The following is a 17,108-nucleotide window of genomic DNA, read 5'->3' as shown; positions in this document are numbered from 1 at the left end:
ATAAATGTCATTCGGATCAATTCATTGATCCTTACAATGAATCAATATACGGCCCAATTCTTAACAATTTATGAAGATCCAATTTTTTGAAAATAAATGTGACAAATTGATGGCAGATGGTCAAATTCATAAACTGTTAAGGTTTATGCTGTATCTTTTCACATAGCTAGATGATATATAGTAAAGACATAAAAGAAAGAGCAACACATTACATGAGGTGAGAGACATGACCCATCGAATATTAGTCGTAGAAGATGATCAGGATATTGGTGACCTTCTGCAGGAATCCCTTTCACGTGGAGGATATGAGGTGCTAAGAGCGATGAATGGCGAGCAAGCATTGAAGCTTGTGGAGGATTCGCTCGATTTGGTGATTTTAGATGTGATGATGCCGGGGCTCTCAGGCATCGAAACGTGCCAGCAGATAAGAGCCTCTTCTAATGTCCCGATTCTATTTCTAACAGCCAAATCAAGTACATTCGATAAAACCGAAGGCTTACTTGCCGGCGGGGATGATTATATGACAAAACCTTTTTCACAAGAGGAACTTCATGCTAGAGTCATTGCACAATTACGCAGGTATACTGTCTATCAGGAAAAGAAGGAACAGGAAGAGACCTTTCTTGTTGGGGGCAAACTGAAGGTAAGTGAAGAATTTAATGAAGTATGGAAAGAAAACCAGCAAATTAAGCTGTCTGATCTAGAATATCGGATGTTAAAACTGCTTATGAGCAGGCGAAACAAAATCTTTTCAGCTCAAAATATTTATGAAAGCGTGTGGGGACAGCCTTATTTCTATTGTTCCAACAATACGGTGATGGTGCATATTCGAAAGCTGCGTGCCAAAATTGAAGATGATCCGGCACGTCCTGTATATATCAAAACTGAATGGGGAAGAGGATATCGATTTGGCACATCCACATCGTAAATATACACTGGCCAAAAAGCTTGCACTGCTGATTTTGGCGGCTGCAATTGTGAGTGGTATTGTCTTTTTGACGCTGCAAAAGATCACCAATGATTTGATCGATGGATATTTGAGTTCGGATGAGTATTACGATCAGGAGTCAGCCAAGTACATTCAAAAATTCAGCCGCTACGTGTCTGAGAATGAGCTGTCTTCAACGGATCGAAAAGCGTTTGGTGAGTGGGTGAAAAAAGAGAATTACATTAATTTGACCATCTTCAAGGATCAAGTGCTGCAATATGACTCTATTTATTCCGCTGCCGATGAATCGGCGTACGGAAAAGAAAGGATGACCCAGTACGCTGAGCAACATTCGTATCCGGTTCAGTTTAGCGACGGTAAAGGCCGCGTCATGGTGGACGGGTTCTATTCATCTCGCTACCACGATCTTGCCTTTACACTCGAGCTGCTCGGAGCAACGCTTATTTTTCTCCTCATTGTCCTTCTCGGTATTCGCAAAAGTTTACGCTACCTGCAAACGATTCACCAAGAGATACATGTTCTTGAAGGCGGAGAGCTGGACTATGAGATGACGATAAAAGGGCACGATGAATTAGCGATGATTGCCAAAAGTATTGAGGACCTTCGTAAAGCTTTTTTGGACAAGCTTCAAGCCATCGACGAGTTGCAAGAAGAGAGCCGCAGCTTGGTCACCGAAATGTCTCATGATATGAGGACACCACTGACGTCGCTGATGATGAATCTGGAGTTTGCGAAAAAAGAGGAGGCTGGAGCGGATACCCGTAAAGATCAATATATAGCGAGTGCTTATGAAAAAGCACTGCAATTGAAAAATCTATCTGATAATCTGTTCGCCTATTTTCTACTTGATAAAGAACATGAACCTGAGCTTGAGACAGTTGCAGTCAAAGAGGTCATTTACGATCTCTTATCAGATCAGGTGGCGATCTTGCATCAAGAGACATTTAAGGTTCATCTTTTAGGAGAGCTGCCAGACAGTTATATCAATGTGAATGTCGAGGAGCTTGGCCGAGTGTTTGATAATCTGATGTCGAACATACTGAAATACGCTGACCCGAAAAAAGATATCAATCTCACGTTTCTATCCGACCAAGAAATCTTTGAGATCCATATCAGCAATGCGATAAACGAGACAAATGACACGCAGGAAAGCACTGGACTTGGTGAACGAAGCATAAAACGAATGATGTCCCGCATGCACGGGCAGTTTGAAAGGATGGAAAAGAACGGCGTTTACTACATCGTGCTGCGTTTCTGGCACATCAAAATATAGGTGGCAAATGAATAACATGGAATGGAGAGATAATCTAATGAAACGATTCAACAACTTCCAAAAGGTACCGGATCTCTTGCAAGGCCTTCTGAATATTTGTTTATTCTTTCTTGCTATTGCTTTAAGCGTCCTCTTAATTAGTGAAACTTGGTATATTGTCCAATTCGTCTACAAGAATTTGCTCAGCAAAGAAGACAGTTATTATGAAATGCTTGGTGAGCTGCTGATCTTCTTTATGTACTTTGAGTTTATTGCCTTAATTATTAAGTACTTTAAATCAAATTTTCATTTTCCGCTTCGCTATTTTATTTATATTGGCATCACAGCCGTCATCCGTTTGATTATCATCGATCATAAGGAGGCAGTATCGACGTTCTGGTGGGCGCTGACCATTTTAGCCATGACCGTTGCACTCTTTATCGCCAGTAAGCGACATGCGGTTCAGGAGCATGAAGAAGTGAAGTGAGGGAAGAGGGATATTCAAAACGCTTGATTAATGAGGTTTTCGTTTTCCATTCAATAGCTTCTGCCTAGTTTTATGGCTTTTTGAATAGCATTAATAAATTAACTGGCACACGATAAAAATCAACATAATTTGGTGCATATTGAGGAAATGCATGTTTATTCCCTTTTCAACCATCAACAAATCTTATTCATTGTAGGTTATGTCGCTGTGCAAGTTTTTTGTTCTTGTTGCACTTATTCGCTATAAGTGAAGTGGTTGTCTCTCTTTTTATCATCTTGATTTTCATGTAACCAGAGTACAATTCCTTACCCATTGCATAGGATGGTTTTATATCAAGGTGAAGGGATTGATTGAAAATGTACTATAATCCTTATTTTTATCCATATGAATATCCTTATTATGTAAGTGCCCCGAGGCATCATCATAGTGTGCATCCTGGTTACTGGAATTTCCCTCATGAAAGAAGGCTTGAAAACTTTAACGTTGATGGAAAAAGACGGTTAAAAGATTATGGCACCCAACCATTTGTCATCAATATCAATGAAGCAACAAAGCAAAATCATACTTATCGCACTGCCTTATGGACAGGAACACATTTGCAAACCACTTTAATGAGTATTGGCGTTGGTGAAGATATAGGGTTGGAAATGCATCCTGACCTTGATCAATTCTTAAGAATTGATCAAGGACATGGGATTGTCCAAATGGGAAAAAGTAAATATAATTTAAATTTCTATAGAAATGTGCATGATGATTATGCCATATTTATACCAGCTGGAACATGGCATAACGTAACTAATAGAGGGAATATTCCGTTAAAACTTTATTCGATATATGCACCTCCTAATCATCCATTTGGGACTGTCCATGTAACCAAAAAAGACGCCATAGCTTCGGAAGAAGGTCATGGTCATTGAAATAGAATTTAGTTATTTTTGACAAGATGTTAGATGAGAATGAGTGGATGCAGTGCACTGAATTTGAAGGACTGGAGGATATTAAAAGGAGGATTACACTATATACACATTCTTCAAGAATTTTTCCCAATAGGAAGTTCTTATAGGAAAAGACTATACTCCTGAAAAAGCATATGAAACGTACAGGAGAATCGAAACTTTTTCAACAAAGATAGTATCACTCATTAAAGAAACACCGATAAAAAGAGGTGCTGTGAAATACATCCCAGCATTTCTTGTCGGTGTTTTTTAATTTATTGCTTATACTTTAGCCAACATAAGCATAGAGTTCAAAGCTTCCTTTAAAAAATCATTTCACTCCATCGCAGAAAGAAATAGAAGACGGTAAAAAAGATGAAAGAATTGTGTTTTCCTATAATATGTCATGATGTGATGAGGCGATGATCAGTTGTTATTTTTATATTTTACATTGACACCATCCTTTTCTATGATAAAATCATAGTGTGATAATGAGAATCGTTATCAAACGATATGACTACATATAGAATGGATAGGTGAGGTACATGTTCAAGAAATCTTTTTGGTCGCTGGTAGTTGTGCTCTCCATCGTTTTACTTGCAGCTTGCGGCAGTAATAGCAGTGACGGCAAGTCAGGTAATAAAGAGAAAACAAGGACCGTTGAAAGCGCTATCGGTTCAACTGACAATATTAAGGATAAACCAAAGCGTATTGTGACGCTGTACCAAGGAGCAACGGATGCAGCAGTCGCTATGGGCATTAAACCAGTGGGTGTTGTAGAATCTTGGCTTGAAGCGCCTACGTATAAATATTTAAGAGATGACTTAAAGGATGTTAAAATTGTTGGGCAGGAAACACAGCCAAACTTAGAGGAAATTGAAAAGCTCAAGCCTGATTTGATCATTGCATCAAAAATCCGCCATGAGCAAATTTTTGATCAGCTGCAAGAAATCGCTCCAACTGTTGCAACAGAAACAGTGTTCACCTTTAAAGATACAGTGAAATTAATGGGTGAAGCATTAAACAAGCAAGACAAATCAAAAGAATTGCTGACGAAGTGGGATGACCGCGTCGCTGATTTCAAAGAAAAAGCGAAAAAAGACATCAAAAACTGGCCGATGAGTGTATCTGTGGTGAACTTCCGTGCAGATCATGCTAGAATCTATCAAACTGGTTTCGCAGGGTCCATTTTAACAGAGCTAGGCTTTGAAGGACCTAAGAATGTCAAAGATAAAAAGCAAGACATCATTACACTTACAGACAAAGAGAGCATTCCGCAAATGGATGCAGATGTGATCTATTACTTTATGGATGAAAAGGATAAAGCGGTTGAAAAAGCATATAAAGAGTGGACAAGTCATCCTTTATGGAAGCAGCTTGACGCAGTGAAAGCGAAACAAGTGCATAAAGTAGATGAAATCACTTGGAACATGGGCGGCGGTATTATCGCTGCAAACATGATGCTTGATGATATTTACGATCGTCTAGGAATTGATAAATAAGACATAACAGAGGAGAAAATGTGAATATACCATTTTCTCCTTTTTTCCATAACAGATTGAAAGCGGGAATCAGATGAGAAGTTTATTAAAAAAGGATTCAAGCAAGGCACTGCTTTTTGCTGGATTCATTGTGTTGATGTTGGTCTTTTTTATGCTCAGTATTTCCCTTGGGCAAACCTCAATTTCCCTCAAAGCCACCATCCATGCTTTTCTTCAATTTGATGAATCGGATCCAAACAGTGTCATTGTCATGACATCCAGATTATCAAGAGCATTAATCGCAACGGTCGTTGGCTCAAGCCTGGCGATTTCAGGTGCACTCATGCAGGCATTGACAAGAAATCCGCTTGCGGCGCCCGATTTATTAGGAATTAATGCAGGTGGACTATTTTTTATCGTGATTTCGATTGTTTTCTTTTCAACAGAGTCGTTAACAAGCTATATGTGGACAGCCTTTCTAGGCGCAGCGATTGCAGGGATGCTCGTTTTTCTATTGGGCTCCATTGGAAGAGATGGATTGACGCCGGTTAAAATAGTCCTTGCAGGTGCGGCAATATCTGCACTGTTTGCGTCTTTTACACAAGGTCTTTTAATCGTGAATGAACAGTCGATTCAAAGCATTTTGTTCTGGATGGCTGGTTCAGTGTCTGGAAGAAGCATTGATATGTTAATCCCTGTTTTGCCTTATATTTTAGGTGCGACTGTAGTGGCGCTGCTTCTTGGACGTTCTATTAATGTTCTTTTGTCGGGAGATGATATTGCCAAAGGACTTGGCCAGCGTACACTGCTGCTGAAAATCACGATGGGTGTACTCGTTGTCTTTTTAGCAGGTGGTTCCGTCGCTGTTGCTGGTTCAATTGGTTTTGTTGGTTTTCTTGTGCCGCATATTGTGAAAAAGCTCGTCGGGCCTGACCACCGCTGGGTACTGCCGTATTGTGCCGTTGTGGGGGCGTCGCTTTTACTTGCCGCAGATCTGGCGGCTCGTTTTCTGATCATGCCGCAAGAAGTGCCGATTGGTGTCATGACGGCGGTAGCAGGAGCGCCTCTATTTGTTTATCTCGTGCGCAAGGGGTTGAAGACAGGTGGCTAAAACATATACAGTGCGTTCTAAAGGCGGGCGCATTTCATTTCAATTTTCAAAGCGGACGTTTTTGATTTTACTTTTATTGACGGTCATTGCCTTTGGCTTATTTATTCTCAGTCTCAGTATGGGAAGCCGGTTCATTCAGCCGGTCGATGTGCTGCTTCATTTAATCGGTCAGGGAGAGGGGAATTCCTTTGTGTTAAATACACTGAGGATTCCACGAACGCTGCTGGCTGTCTTAGTTGGATCCGCACTTGCGGTATCAGGGCTTATTTTGCAAGGGTTGATCCGCAACCCGCTGGCATCACCTGATATCATTGGAATTACAAGTGGTGCTTCGTTTGGTGCGATTATGTTCATCGTCTTTTGGATGGGCACTGTGCCTATTGCTTATCAATCCTTATGGGCGATTGCAGGTGCTTTTGCGGTATCGTGCCTGATCTATTTGCTTTCATGGAAAAAAGGGGTCAAGCCGATCACACTTGTCCTAATGGGAATTGGGATTTCTGCCATTATGAAGGCTTGTGTGACGTTTACGCTTGTTCTTAGTGATACGATGACAACGACCAAGTCTTACATCTGGCTGACGGGGAGCTTATATGGTTCTACGATGAAAGACGTCACTGCGATGCTTCCTTGGGTGATGATCATTTTACCGATTGTCATGGTGTTAGCAAGAACGATGAATGTAAAAGAACTTGGCGATGATCTTGCAACAGGTCTCGGGGTAAAAGTGCAGGCGAAACGATTATTCTTTCTCCTGATGAGTGTGACATTGGCTGGTGTTGCAGTCGCATTTGCAGGCGGCATTGAATTTGTTGGACTCATGGCGCCGCATGTTGCACGGATGATCATTGGACGTTCATTCATAGCGCTTGTTCCAGCATCTGCGCTAGTTGGAAGTATTCTCGTGATGCTGGCTGATCTTGTGGCTAGAACCGCATTTCTACCGTTAGATGTTCCAGCAGGTGTATTTACAGCGGCCATTGGTGCACCGTTCTTTATTTATTTGTTATATCAACAGCGTAATCGATAAACAGAAGATGGGGGTTTTGATATGGGGCCAGAGTGGGTTGAGAGAGAATTACTTGATTTTGGGGTACACATCACAAATGGACCAATGACATCTGATCGCACACTTGCTGCGCTTTTTTCAGAAGCAGCCGTCATGCGTTTATTAGAAGCTGAAAAGGAAGCGATGCATGCACCGAATCTTGCGGTAGCAGCTTCTATGTTTTCAAAACGGTACGCCTACTTAGCCGTCAGTTCCTCTTTATACTTGATGACGCTGTATGACGGTGTCTATCAGTTTCCACCAGCAGCATGTGCATTTAGAGAGGATCGGAAAATTGAAGTGGATGAGGCGGCGTGTTCGTTTGTTCCACTAGAAGGAGATCGGCATGAGTGGAGAGAGAAGGTCGTGCGTGCGCTGTTTACGGAGTGTGTCACGCCTCTTTTAGACGTGCTGAACCGCACATCAAAACTCTCTTATCGTATTTTATGGGAAAATGTAGCGGTTCGAATCAACTCTCTTTATCGAAGCATGATGCGGGAAGCGGAAGAACCTGCGGTGAAGCAGCGCGTGCGGGAGGATTATCTGTACCTGAAGCAGGCGGCTGGGGATGTATTTGGAGCTCAGCAAAATCCATTTCAGCACAGTTTAAACCTAGACGACAGCTTACTTGAAACATCCAACCGGAAAACCTGCTGTATGTATTATAAGCTTGGGAAAAAATCGGAGAGTCTCGATTATTGTCTTGTTTGTCCTCTTGAACAAAAGAAAGGCACTGCTTGCTCGTAGCAGTGCCCTTTTTTATTCGCAAATCTCACTTGCCCATTCAGGGTGATCGATAAAAGGATTGCGGTTGTGCTGATACGTTTGATATATGATCTCATTGCGGTTCCGTTCGAGTTGATCGACTGGATCCTGCTTGTGCCATTTGAGAAGCACAGACATTTTGCCGTGAAGAGGGGAGCTTCCATTATTCACTTTGTCGTTTAATTCTAAATCTGGAAAGCGGTCATCACCCTCGTAGCGAACCGCCATATAAAAGAGCATTCTCGCAACATCTCCTTTGACCCTGCTGTGAGGTTCGAATGAGTCGCTGTCATAGAAATTGCCCGGCGCCCCTTTGTATTCATTACCGCCTGTATCAAAATCTAAATTTCCACGTGTGCTGTTCGTTTGCACATCTGTCGCACGAAGGTGGTGAATATCTGTCCCAGGCCCTTGGCTTGTCCCAAAATTGCCATGAGACTTGGCCCAGACATGCTCTCTGTTCCACTGGCCGACATTTCCACCATTCGCTTGCTTTGAGCGGGAGGCACCACTATAAAGCAGCAGCACATTGTTTGGGTTATTGGGGTCTTCATCTGTTTTCTTTAATGCATCCCAAACCTGGCTGTAGGATAGCTGCGTATGATCATCAATGATATCGTGTAAAGCCTTTTTAAGAGCGGGTCCTGATTTGCCAGCAGCAGATTGGTAATAGGAATCGATTTGACTTGTGGCGGCAGTTTGCGTTTGTTGAGCAGATGTTTCGTTTTGAAGCTGGAACGGGGAAAAGGTGATCGTTTGACTTGGTTCATTCAGCGTGAAGGCTTGAGCATTTGCAGCTGGAGGCAGTGGGGCGGCGAATGTGCCGAATATCATGATTCCGGCGGCCACAGTTCCAAATAAAGTTCTTTTCATTCGATTTCCTCCTTGATAGGGAATGTATTCTCTTTATTTCTATCATATTGTTATGAAGAAATAAATGGATTTCTCGTAAATTTTATGTAATAAGTTCGTAGGAAAAGAGATTGCTATTTTAGGAGCATTCCTGTATAAGTGGGCTTATAAGGATGGACAGCAAGGGAGAGAGAGGATGGATAACGTGAAAGAACTGCAAACACCTTCAAGAACGATAATGACACCGGGGCCCGTAGAAGTAGACCCGAGAGTGCTCCGTGTGATGAGCACCCCTATTCTCGGTCAATTTGATCCAGCATTTACACACATAATGAACGAAACAATGACCTTATTGCGGTCACTTTTTCAAACAGAAAACAAATGGGCTTATCCAATTGATGGTACGTCCCGTTCAGGGCTTGAAGCTGTGCTCGCCAGTGTGATTGAGCCGGGAGATTCGATGCTTGTGCCTGTCTTTGGACGCTTCGGTCACCTGCTCATTGAAATAGGGCAGCGCTACGGTGCTGAGGTACATACTATGGAATGTGAATGGGGGACGGTTTTTGATCCTGCCGACATCATCCAAGAAATAAAGCAGGTCAAGCCTAAAATCGTTGCCATGGTTCATGGTGAAACATCCACCGGACGATTGCAGCCGCTCAAGCAAATCGGTGAAGCATGCCGAGCTCTTGATGCGCTATTCATTGTAGACGCTGTGGCAACCATTGGCGGTGTCGAGGTAAAAGTGGACGAATGGAAAATTGATGCGGCGATTGGCGGCACGCAGAAATGTTTATCTGTTCCATCAGGCATGTCACCTATTACATATAATGACCGAGTCGCAGCTGTCATTGAATCGAGAAAGAAAGTAGAAAAAGGGATAGCGACACAGGATGAATTACAAAAACAGATCGATATTTCTCCAATCAAAAGCAATTATTTTGATTTAAGCCAGCTTCAGGATTATTGGAGCCCAAGACGATTAAATCATCATACAGAAGCGACAACGATGCTCTATGCACTGCGAGAAGGGGTTCGTCTTGTGCTGGAAGAAGGGCTGTCTGAACGTTTTCAAAGACACGCGTATCATGAAAAAGCCTTGATGAAAGGTCTTGAAGCGATGGGGCTTGAATTGTTTGGTGATCCAGATTGTAAAATGCCGGTTGTGACCTGTGTTGTCATTCCAAGCGGTATTGACGGAGAAGCGGTCCGTGCCGACCTGCTTCATCATTTTGGAATTGAGATTGCAAGCTCCTTTGGACCGCTTGCCGGCCGTATATGGAGAATTGGGACAATGGGCTACAGCTGCCGAAAGGAAAATGTGCTGTTTGTGTTAGCAGGGCTTGAAGCGATTCTCATCAAACACGGTGCGTCTATCCGTTGCGGAGCAGGACTTCAGGCGGCTCTTTCTATCTATGAATAAGCTGAATAACGAGCTCCAACATACTCGCCATTGGCGGGTATTTTTTATTTGGAAAAGAACGCTAATTTTTGAAAAACTAGACTTATAGATGAGGTTATCGCTATACTGGAGAGGTTCTCATCATTTTTTGTCATCATTTTCATTTATATGCAGAAAGAGGTTTTTATATGAAGAAGATGGGCAGATTATACATTTTGATGCTCAATATTTTTATTGCCATGCTTGGTTTTGGCCTCATTGTACCTGTTATGCCGAGTTATATTGAAGCCTTTGGTGCAACAGGAAAAACACTCGGTTTTCTTGTCGCTGCAACAGGTTTTACACAATTTGCGTTATCTCCGGTTGCCGGGGCACTGACCGATCGATTTGGACGAAGAAAATTGATCATTGCCGGGATTGCCGGCTTTACGATTGCTCAGTTTATTTTTGCTTTTGCTGATCAGCTTTGGATGCTATTTGTGTCTCGGTTTTTAGGCGGTGCTGCAGGGGCTTTGCTTATGCCGGCCATGTTTGCATACATCGCTGATATTACAAGTGAAAAGGACCGAGGGAAAGGAATGGGTCTATTCAGTGCAGCGATGACACTAGGTTTTGTCATTGGGCCGGGCGTAGGCGGCTATTTGGTTGAGTACGGGATCGCATTTCCATTTCTTATTGCCGGTTCCTTTGCTGCTCTTTCTACTTTGTTATCCATCCTCTTCTTACCTGAAACATTAACAAAGGAAAAACAGGAAGAGGCACGGCTCAACAAGGATATTCATTTCAATCCTTTTGTACAAATGATCAAGGCTCTAAAGACATCGTACGGCTTTTTGTTTATATTGGCCTTTGTCCTCAATTTCGGAATCATTCATTTTGAATCGATTTTCGGCTTATATGTAGACCAAAAACACGGATTTTCACCGAAGGATATTGCGTTTGTGATTACGGTTGCGGGTCTTGCCGGGGTGCTTGTTCAAGGGGCGTTAGTGAATGCCTGCGTGAAACGATTTGGAGAGATGAGAGTCGTCCGTTATGCGCTGTTAGGTGCGGCTTTCATGCTGATCGCCTGCCGTTATGCGCCGTCCTTTTGGTTGATCTTTACGGGTTCGATTTTATTTTTATCGGCTACGTCATTTGTCCGACCAGCCCTCAATACATTGCTGTCCAAGATGGCAGGCAATCAGCAAGGGGTAGCAGGCGGTCTCAATACATCCTTTATGAGCCTTGCCAATATCGTCGGACCGAGTCTTGCGGGTATATTATTTGATGTGAATATTGAGTTTCCTTTTATGTTTGGAACACTAGTGCTTTGCGTAAGCTTCGCTGCATCCATCGTGTGGGGGAAAAAAGTGCAGCATGCTTCGGCAGCTTCTTAAAATTGATAAAAAAACCGATCAGGACGAATTGATCGGTTTTTTATGATGGGCATCATCTCTCATATTTCACGACAGGTGATTTTTCTTTATGAAGCGCACGAATCATCGCTTCATCTACGTGTAAATGCTCTTTCACTAATTGAGGCGGGGTTAAGGCCATCCACTGATTCAACGAAATATCTGCAAACCGGTCACTTTTAAAAATCTCTAAAAACCAAAGGCTCGTTTGGCCGATATTTTGGATGTAATGCCCCATGCCAAAAGGAACATATCCAACATCACCTGCTCTGTAATTAAAGGTGCGGGCAGTACCTCCTGCTCCAAAGACCGTCATTTTAGCTGTACCTGTTAAATAGTATTGCCACTCATCATTATTAGGGTGCCAGTGCATTTCTCTCATGCCGACAGGTTTTACTTCAACAAGTGCAGCCGCAATCATTTTTGAAATCGGGAAATTCCGTGAATCGACAATTCGGACGGTTCCGCCAGAGGTCGTTATCGGGTTTTGACGAAGGAGCTGGTGCGTAAATGGCGGCTTAATGCTCCCGTATGGATCAGATACCATTTGGCTTTCTAAGGATGACGGCGGTGAGCCTTGAAACATATAGCGCTGCTTATTCGGAATATGGTCAAACAATTTCTTAGGAACACCAAAATTGGCGGAGAGAATCTCTTTCGGTGTATGGGCAAACCAGTCTGTGATCGTGAATGTATCAAATTCAGAAAAATCGCCATCATCAAATACAAGAAGAAATTCACAACCATCCTCAAGTCCTTGAATAGAGTGCGGGATACCAGGTGGAAAATACCACAAATCGCCTTCTTCTAGATCAGCGATCATATTTCGCCCTTCTGCATCTACAGATGTGATGCGGGCTTTACCTAAAATCATATACGCCCATTCAGCCTGCTTATGCCAATGAAGTTCACGAACACCTCCGCGTGTGAGCCGCATGTTGACACCTGCAATCGTTGTTGAAACAGGCAGCTCCCGCTTTGTAATTTCCCTCGACCAGCCGCCGTGATTCAAATGCATGTGTGTATCAGAAAATGAAAATTTTAAATTGGGGATTGTTCCGGCATCGGTTTTAGGGGGAACGAGCATATCTGGGTTCTCTATATCTCGAAGGACATCGCGCGGGCCTAAGTCGGTGGCACCCGCGCCATCCTTTCGAATGGGCTGCGGGATGTGACGGAGCTCATCATCCATTTATCATCCCTCCTTAAGTCTCATTTTTCTCCTCCAAACTATATGAGGTTTCAGAAGAAAAAATTCAATCAGGATGGGATGAGAGAAACATTTGAATACGGAAGGCTAAGCGCAGCCGCAATGTTGCGTCAGAATTTTTTAAGCTGATTCGAAGCAATTCTTCACACTTCTCGAGGCGATAAATGACCGTGTTGCGATGAATGGACAATCGTTTGGCTGTTTCTGAAATGTGGCAATGGGTTTCTAAATAAACAGATAAGGTGTGAAGAAGGCTTTGATCGACTTGTGATGGTTCAGATAACGGGTGAAGGTGCAGTTGGTGAAACGTGATCATATCCTTTCTTGGAATGAGCCTTAGTAAATCTGGCACATCCTTGGCTTGATAAAATTGAATATATTCAGTCCGTAATGAGAGATGTCCGGTTTGAAGAGCCTCTAATGCTTCATTGTATCCTTCAGACAGATGGGAGATGAGGCAGCCCGTCAAGCTCACCCCAAAAGAAATAGTATGATTCACTTGCAGTTTAACAAGCATCTGCAATTGTTTTAAAAAAGAGCTGAGCCTGTCGCTAACCTCCGGCCAACTGCCAGTCTCCTCCATCAATACAACACCCATATCACCTTTTAAAAACAGAAAGGCAGGAAATGGGCAGCTTGGAAGTGCACTTTCGAGCAGATCAACCACTTGATCCAAAACCATTTGCTGCTTCATAAAACATGTGGTATCACTGCGCTCGTCAAGCTGACAGATCATACATAGATAGCGGCATTCGGCGTTTAATCCAAATGCCTGAGCAAAATGTAAGGGATCTTGCTGGGAAGACGATGCCCTCTCTATCCATTTGCGAAAGCCCTCATTTCTAGCACGCTTGGCCGTTTGCAGGGCGGCATATTGTCTCATACGTGCAATCGACATTTCGTTTACTGCTTTTGCAATGATCCCATGCAAAGTTTTATTCTGCGGGTGAATGAAAGAAAGGATGACCAGATAATCACATGTTTGTTCGTTTAGATCAATTGGAAAGATGGAAAAGGTTTGTTTTGCATGTATCATTGAAAAAGAATGAGTAGTCCTGCTTTGAAAAAAGGGGAGAATGTGCATCCATTCTGAGCTTGTGATCATGGGGCGCGAGGTATAGAGAATACGTCCATGCTGGTTAAACAAATAGATGGGCTTGTGAATCTTTTTGGCCATTTTTTGTAAAATTTCAAACTGGTTATCGTCTATGCTCATATCCACTGGGTCTCCTTTATTGGTGAAGATGAATAAAAAAATGGACAATCACTGACAACATCTCTGATATGCATTTTATGTTATCAGCTAAAATCATTTTAGATAGAAAGTTGTCAATTCATATAACAAACAAACAGAGCGTCAGGACAAAATCACGTGCCGCCAGTCATCTTCATTCAGAATTACGAGCAAATATGATATGTTGTAGACAAAAGAATTTCTTTCAGAAAATATGGGTATCACAAGAAACAAAGGCTTCGAATGAGTAAGCCGTCTATACATGAGAGTGGCAAGAGGTGAGGAACATGATTTATATCGGATTAACTGGCTGGGGAGATCATGACAGTCTTTATCCGCCAAGAATCGGCAGCGCGCAAAAGCTGTTTCACTATGCGTCAACGTTTCCGATTGTGGAACTGGATGCCAGCTTTTATGCGGTTCAGCCTGAGCGTAATCATGAAAAGTGGATAAAGGATACGCCAGATGAATTTCAATTTGTTGTGAAAGCATACCAAGGAATGACTGGACATCAAAGGGGCGAGATTCCGTTTGCTTCAAAGGAGGACATGTTTGATGCATTTATTCTTTCGCTGACTCCGCTCATTCGTGAAGGGAAACTGGCCATGGTGCTCTTTCAATTTCCACCTTGGTTTGATTGCAAAAAAGAGCACGTCCACTATTTAAGATGGTGTAAGGAGAAGATGGGCGATATTCCATGTGCTCTCGAATTCCGAAACCGTACATGGTTTTCAGATGAATTTTATGAGCAGACTTTGTCCTTTATGGAAAAGGAAGGATGGATTCATTCTGTCTGTGATGAACCGCAAGTCGGAGAAGGCTCCATTCCGCCAGTCATACAAGCTACACACCGTGATAAAACATTGGTCCGATTTCACGGCAGGAATAAACAGGGCTGGCTTCACCCGGCAGACCATGAGAATTGGCGTGAAGTGAGATACTTATATTTATATAATGAAGCTGAATTAAAAGAGTGGAAAAAGAATCTCGACATTCTGCATCAGCAATCGAAAGATGTCTATGTCGTGTTTAATAATAACTCCGGCGGAGATGCAGCGGCAAATGGCCAGCAGATGATTGATTTGCTGGATATCACCTATTCAAACCTGTCTCCGAAGCAGTTAGATTTATTTAGTTAACCGAGAGCTGACTGAAGCTTTCAACCTGAATGAGACGGTCAGTGACAACTTGAGGGAGAGATCAACATGCTGCAGAAGCTATGGTTATATCATACAAACGACTTGCACAGCCACTTTGAGAACTGGCCAAAAATTGCAGCTTATATTGAAGAAAAGCGTCAAGTTCACGATCAGATGCTCTTGTTTGATATTGGCGACCATATGGATCGAGTGAACCTCGTATCCGAAGCGGATTATGGAAAGGTAAATGTCAAGCTCCTCAATCAGCTTGGCTATGATGGAGTCACGATCGGGAATAATGAAGGCATTACGCTGCCTCATGATCAGCTGGATCACTTGTATGAGAATGCACAATTTCCAGTGGTCCTGTCTAATTTATTTGAGAAAGGCAAAAGGCCATCATGGGCAAAGCCCTATCATATGATCACAATGGAAAGCGGACTGAAGCTCTGTCTCTTAGGCGTGACTATTGCGTATACACCTGTATATGAAAAGCTGGGCTGGAACATTACTGATCCGTTTGACAGCATACGGGACATGCTGCGTGAAGTGAAGGGACAGGCAGATGTCATTGTGCTCTTATCCCATCTCGGTATCATCCATGATCGGGAGGTTGCCCGAGACTTCCCTGAAATCGACATCATCCTAGGCTCACACACGCATCATCTGTTAGAACAAGGTGAAATGGACAATGGTGTGCTGCTTGCATGCGCTGAAAAGTATGGGCATTATATTGGATGCGTTGAGCTGACGATCGATACAGCGCGCAAAGAGCTGATAGAGAAAAAAGCGACAGTACAGTCAGTGGATCAGCTCATTAGTGAATCAGATGAAGCCATCACCACCTTGCAGCAGGCAGAAAGAAGAGCGAAAGCACTCATGCAGGAAAAAGTGACAACGATTGAGTCGAAGCTAGAAACGAAGTGGTTCGACGATTCTCCGCTTCCGCAGCTCTTAACAGATGCCATTAAAGATTGGTGCGGAGCAGATATTGGGATGATGAATGCAGGTATGGTGCTTGATTCATTAGAGGCAGGGATTGTTACAAGAGAAGAAATCCACCGGATATGTCCGCATCCCATTAATCCCATTCGGGTGACGCTTACCGGTCAACAGCTCATCGAAACGGTTCAGCGGGGCTGTGAAGAAAAAATGGAACAGCTGCGCATCAAGGGCTTCGGCTTTAGAGGTGAGCTGATGGGGAAAATGCTATATAGCGGCCTCAGCTATACATTAGAAGAAGGCGAGGCCAAACGGGTGAAGGATGTCTTTGTACATGGTCAATTGATCAAAAAAGACGCCTCCTATACTGTTGGCACAGTCGATATGTATACATTAGGCTCTCTTTTTCCTCATATCCGTGATCACGAACACATTGAATATTTTATGCCTGAATTTTTACGTGATGTTCTGACATGGCGCTTGAAGGAAGCAACATGAAATCCGCTTCAGCCTAACAACTCGCGCCCTCTTTTCACATAGATTGTGGTGAGAGGAGTGAAGGGATTTGGTGAATTTAACACCTATTACAATTGATGGCCATTCCTTTACAGCGGTCACCGTCAAGCTGCCGAAGACAAATTTCATGGCAGTAACAAATGAACATGGATATATCATGTGCGGTGCACTGGATGTCGGGCTCTTGAATGAAAAGCTTGCAGATAGAGGAATTATTGCAGGAAGAGCAGTTGGTGTAAGAACCATTGAGCAATTGCTTGATGCTCCTTTAGAATCTGTGACATACGCCGCAGAAGCGCTGGGCATCTCAGCTGGAACAATTGGAAGAGATGCATTATTAAAAATGGTGAAATAAAATAGAGAGATGATTCCTATCCCCCCGCCTGTC

The 17,108-nt window shown here is 43.0% G+C and carries 16 protein-coding genes; 13 read left to right on the top strand and 3 right to left on the bottom strand.

Annotation, left to right across the window (positions count from 1 at the left end):
* Positions 1–226: 226 nt before the first annotated feature.
* The 8 genes from AWT60_RS06025 (at position 227) to AWT60_RS05990 (ending at position 8,010) form a co-directional block, all read left to right on the top strand.
* A complete protein-coding gene (locus tag AWT60_RS06025) occupies positions 227–928 on the top strand; it encodes a response regulator transcription factor (RefSeq protein ID WP_218677026.1) in 702 nt (233 codons plus the stop codon).
* On the top strand, positions 909–2,222 hold the full coding sequence (locus AWT60_RS06020; RefSeq protein ID WP_218677025.1) for a HAMP domain-containing sensor histidine kinase: 1,314 nt from the start codon (positions 909–911) through the stop codon (positions 2,220–2,222). The genes AWT60_RS06025 and AWT60_RS06020 overlap by 20 nt, the downstream gene beginning before the upstream one ends.
* Before the next feature lie 37 nt (positions 2,223–2,259).
* Positions 2,260–2,688, top strand: a complete 429-nt coding sequence (gene psiE / locus AWT60_RS06015) for a phosphate-starvation-inducible protein PsiE (RefSeq protein ID WP_024423385.1) — start codon at positions 2,260–2,262, stop codon at positions 2,686–2,688.
* Between the two features lie 356 nt (positions 2,689–3,044).
* The gene (locus tag AWT60_RS06010) at positions 3,045–3,605 is read left to right on the top strand and encodes a cupin domain-containing protein (RefSeq protein WP_218677067.1); all 561 of its coding nucleotides are present in this window, start codon (positions 3,045–3,047) and stop codon (positions 3,603–3,605) included.
* Positions 3,606–4,168: 563 nt separating this feature from the next.
* Entirely contained in the window at positions 4,169–5,125 is a 957-nt protein-coding gene (locus AWT60_RS06005) for an ABC transporter substrate-binding protein (protein WP_218677024.1), read from the top strand.
* 73 nt (positions 5,126–5,198) lie between these two features.
* Positions 5,199–6,215, top strand: coding sequence for a FecCD family ABC transporter permease (locus AWT60_RS06000; protein ID WP_041107692.1), 1,017 nt, complete (start codon positions 5,199–5,201; stop codon positions 6,213–6,215).
* The gene (locus tag AWT60_RS05995) at positions 6,208–7,245 is read left to right on the top strand and encodes a FecCD family ABC transporter permease (RefSeq protein ID WP_041107690.1); all 1,038 of its coding nucleotides are present in this window, start codon (positions 6,208–6,210) and stop codon (positions 7,243–7,245) included. Before AWT60_RS06000 ends, AWT60_RS05995 begins: the two co-directional genes overlap by 8 nt.
* 21 nt (positions 7,246–7,266) lie before the next feature.
* A complete protein-coding gene (locus AWT60_RS05990; RefSeq protein ID WP_218677023.1) occupies positions 7,267–8,010 on the top strand; it encodes an IucA/IucC family C-terminal-domain containing protein in 744 nt (247 codons plus the stop codon).
* A 12-nt stretch (positions 8,011–8,022) separates the two neighbouring features.
* Here AWT60_RS05990 and AWT60_RS05985 read toward each other — a convergent pair whose 3' ends face one another.
* Entirely contained in the window at positions 8,023–8,901 is an 879-nt protein-coding gene (locus AWT60_RS05985; RefSeq protein ID WP_218677022.1) for an endonuclease I family protein, read from the bottom strand.
* Between the two features lie 175 nt (positions 8,902–9,076).
* Here AWT60_RS05985 and AWT60_RS05980 point away from each other — a divergent pair, with 175 nt between their 5' ends.
* Positions 9,077–10,303, top strand: coding sequence for a pyridoxal-phosphate-dependent aminotransferase family protein (locus AWT60_RS05980; RefSeq protein WP_218677021.1), 1,227 nt, complete (start codon positions 9,077–9,079; stop codon positions 10,301–10,303).
* 167 nt (positions 10,304–10,470) lie between these two features.
* Positions 10,471–11,661 (top strand): tetracycline resistance MFS efflux pump, encoded by a 1,191-nt coding sequence (locus tag AWT60_RS05975; protein ID WP_041107682.1) that lies wholly within the window; start codon positions 10,471–10,473, stop codon positions 11,659–11,661.
* Between the two features lie 52 nt (positions 11,662–11,713).
* Here the strand turns inward: AWT60_RS05975 and AWT60_RS05970 are convergent, their stop codons facing one another.
* Both AWT60_RS05970 and AWT60_RS05965 read right to left on the bottom strand, forming a co-directional pair.
* The gene (locus AWT60_RS05970; RefSeq protein ID WP_218677020.1) at positions 11,714–12,871 is read right to left on the bottom strand and encodes an oxalate decarboxylase family bicupin; all 1,158 of its coding nucleotides are present in this window, start codon (positions 12,869–12,871) and stop codon (positions 11,714–11,716) included.
* A gap of 64 nt (positions 12,872–12,935) precedes the next feature.
* Complete coding sequence (locus AWT60_RS05965; protein ID WP_218677019.1) at positions 12,936–14,105, bottom strand: PucR family transcriptional regulator; 1,170 nt, start codon at positions 14,103–14,105, stop codon at positions 12,936–12,938.
* 305 nt (positions 14,106–14,410) lie between these two features.
* On the opposite strand from AWT60_RS05965, the gene AWT60_RS05960 reads away from it, so the two are divergent.
* The 3 genes from AWT60_RS05960 (at position 14,411) to AWT60_RS05950 (ending at position 17,075) form a co-directional block, all read left to right on the top strand.
* Positions 14,411–15,262, top strand: a complete 852-nt coding sequence (locus AWT60_RS05960) for a DUF72 domain-containing protein (protein WP_218677018.1) — start codon at positions 14,411–14,413, stop codon at positions 15,260–15,262.
* Between the two features lie 66 nt (positions 15,263–15,328).
* Positions 15,329–16,702 (top strand): bifunctional metallophosphatase/5'-nucleotidase, encoded by a 1,374-nt coding sequence (locus AWT60_RS05955; protein ID WP_076839953.1) that lies wholly within the window; start codon positions 15,329–15,331, stop codon positions 16,700–16,702.
* A gap of 67 nt (positions 16,703–16,769) precedes the next feature.
* Positions 16,770–17,075 (top strand): YunC family protein, encoded by a 306-nt coding sequence (locus AWT60_RS05950; protein ID WP_024425980.1) that lies wholly within the window; start codon positions 16,770–16,772, stop codon positions 17,073–17,075.
* Positions 17,076–17,108 lie beyond the last annotated feature (33 nt).

Origin of the sequence: Bacillus sp. F2HM, assembly GCF_019266135.1 — a bacterium.
In the GTDB taxonomy this organism is placed as follows: Bacteria; Bacillota; Bacilli; order Bacillales; family Bacillaceae; genus Bacillus; species Bacillus safensis.
This window is presented reverse-complemented; position numbering and strand designations above follow the sequence as displayed.

Coding starts and splice junctions, on each gene's coding strand:
- AWT60_RS06025 (WP_218677026.1), top strand. CDS start 227: ATGACCCATCGAATATTAGTCGTAGAAGATGATCAGGATATTGGTGAC.
- psiE (WP_024423385.1), top strand. CDS start 2,260: ATGAAACGATTCAACAACTTCCAAAAGGTACCGGATCTCTTGCAAGGC.
- AWT60_RS06010 (WP_218677067.1), top strand. CDS start 3,045: ATGTACTATAATCCTTATTTTTATCCATATGAATATCCTTATTATGTA.
- AWT60_RS06005 (WP_218677024.1), top strand. CDS start 4,169: ATGTTCAAGAAATCTTTTTGGTCGCTGGTAGTTGTGCTCTCCATCGTT.
- AWT60_RS06000 (WP_041107692.1), top strand. CDS start 5,199: ATGAGAAGTTTATTAAAAAAGGATTCAAGCAAGGCACTGCTTTTTGCT.
- AWT60_RS05990 (WP_218677023.1), top strand. CDS start 7,267: ATGGGGCCAGAGTGGGTTGAGAGAGAATTACTTGATTTTGGGGTACAC.
- AWT60_RS05985 (WP_218677022.1), bottom strand. CDS start 8,901: ATGAAAAGAACTTTATTTGGAACTGTGGCCGCCGGAATCATGATATTC.
- AWT60_RS05980 (WP_218677021.1), top strand. CDS start 9,077: ATGGATAACGTGAAAGAACTGCAAACACCTTCAAGAACGATAATGACA.
- AWT60_RS05975 (WP_041107682.1), top strand. CDS start 10,471: ATGAAGAAGATGGGCAGATTATACATTTTGATGCTCAATATTTTTATT.
- AWT60_RS05970 (WP_218677020.1), bottom strand. CDS start 12,871: ATGGATGATGAGCTCCGTCACATCCCGCAGCCCATTCGAAAGGATGGC.
- AWT60_RS05965 (WP_218677019.1), bottom strand. CDS start 14,105: ATGAGCATAGACGATAACCAGTTTGAAATTTTACAAAAAATGGCCAAA.
- AWT60_RS05960 (WP_218677018.1), top strand. CDS start 14,411: ATGATTTATATCGGATTAACTGGCTGGGGAGATCATGACAGTCTTTAT.
- AWT60_RS05955 (WP_076839953.1), top strand. CDS start 15,329: ATGCTGCAGAAGCTATGGTTATATCATACAAACGACTTGCACAGCCAC.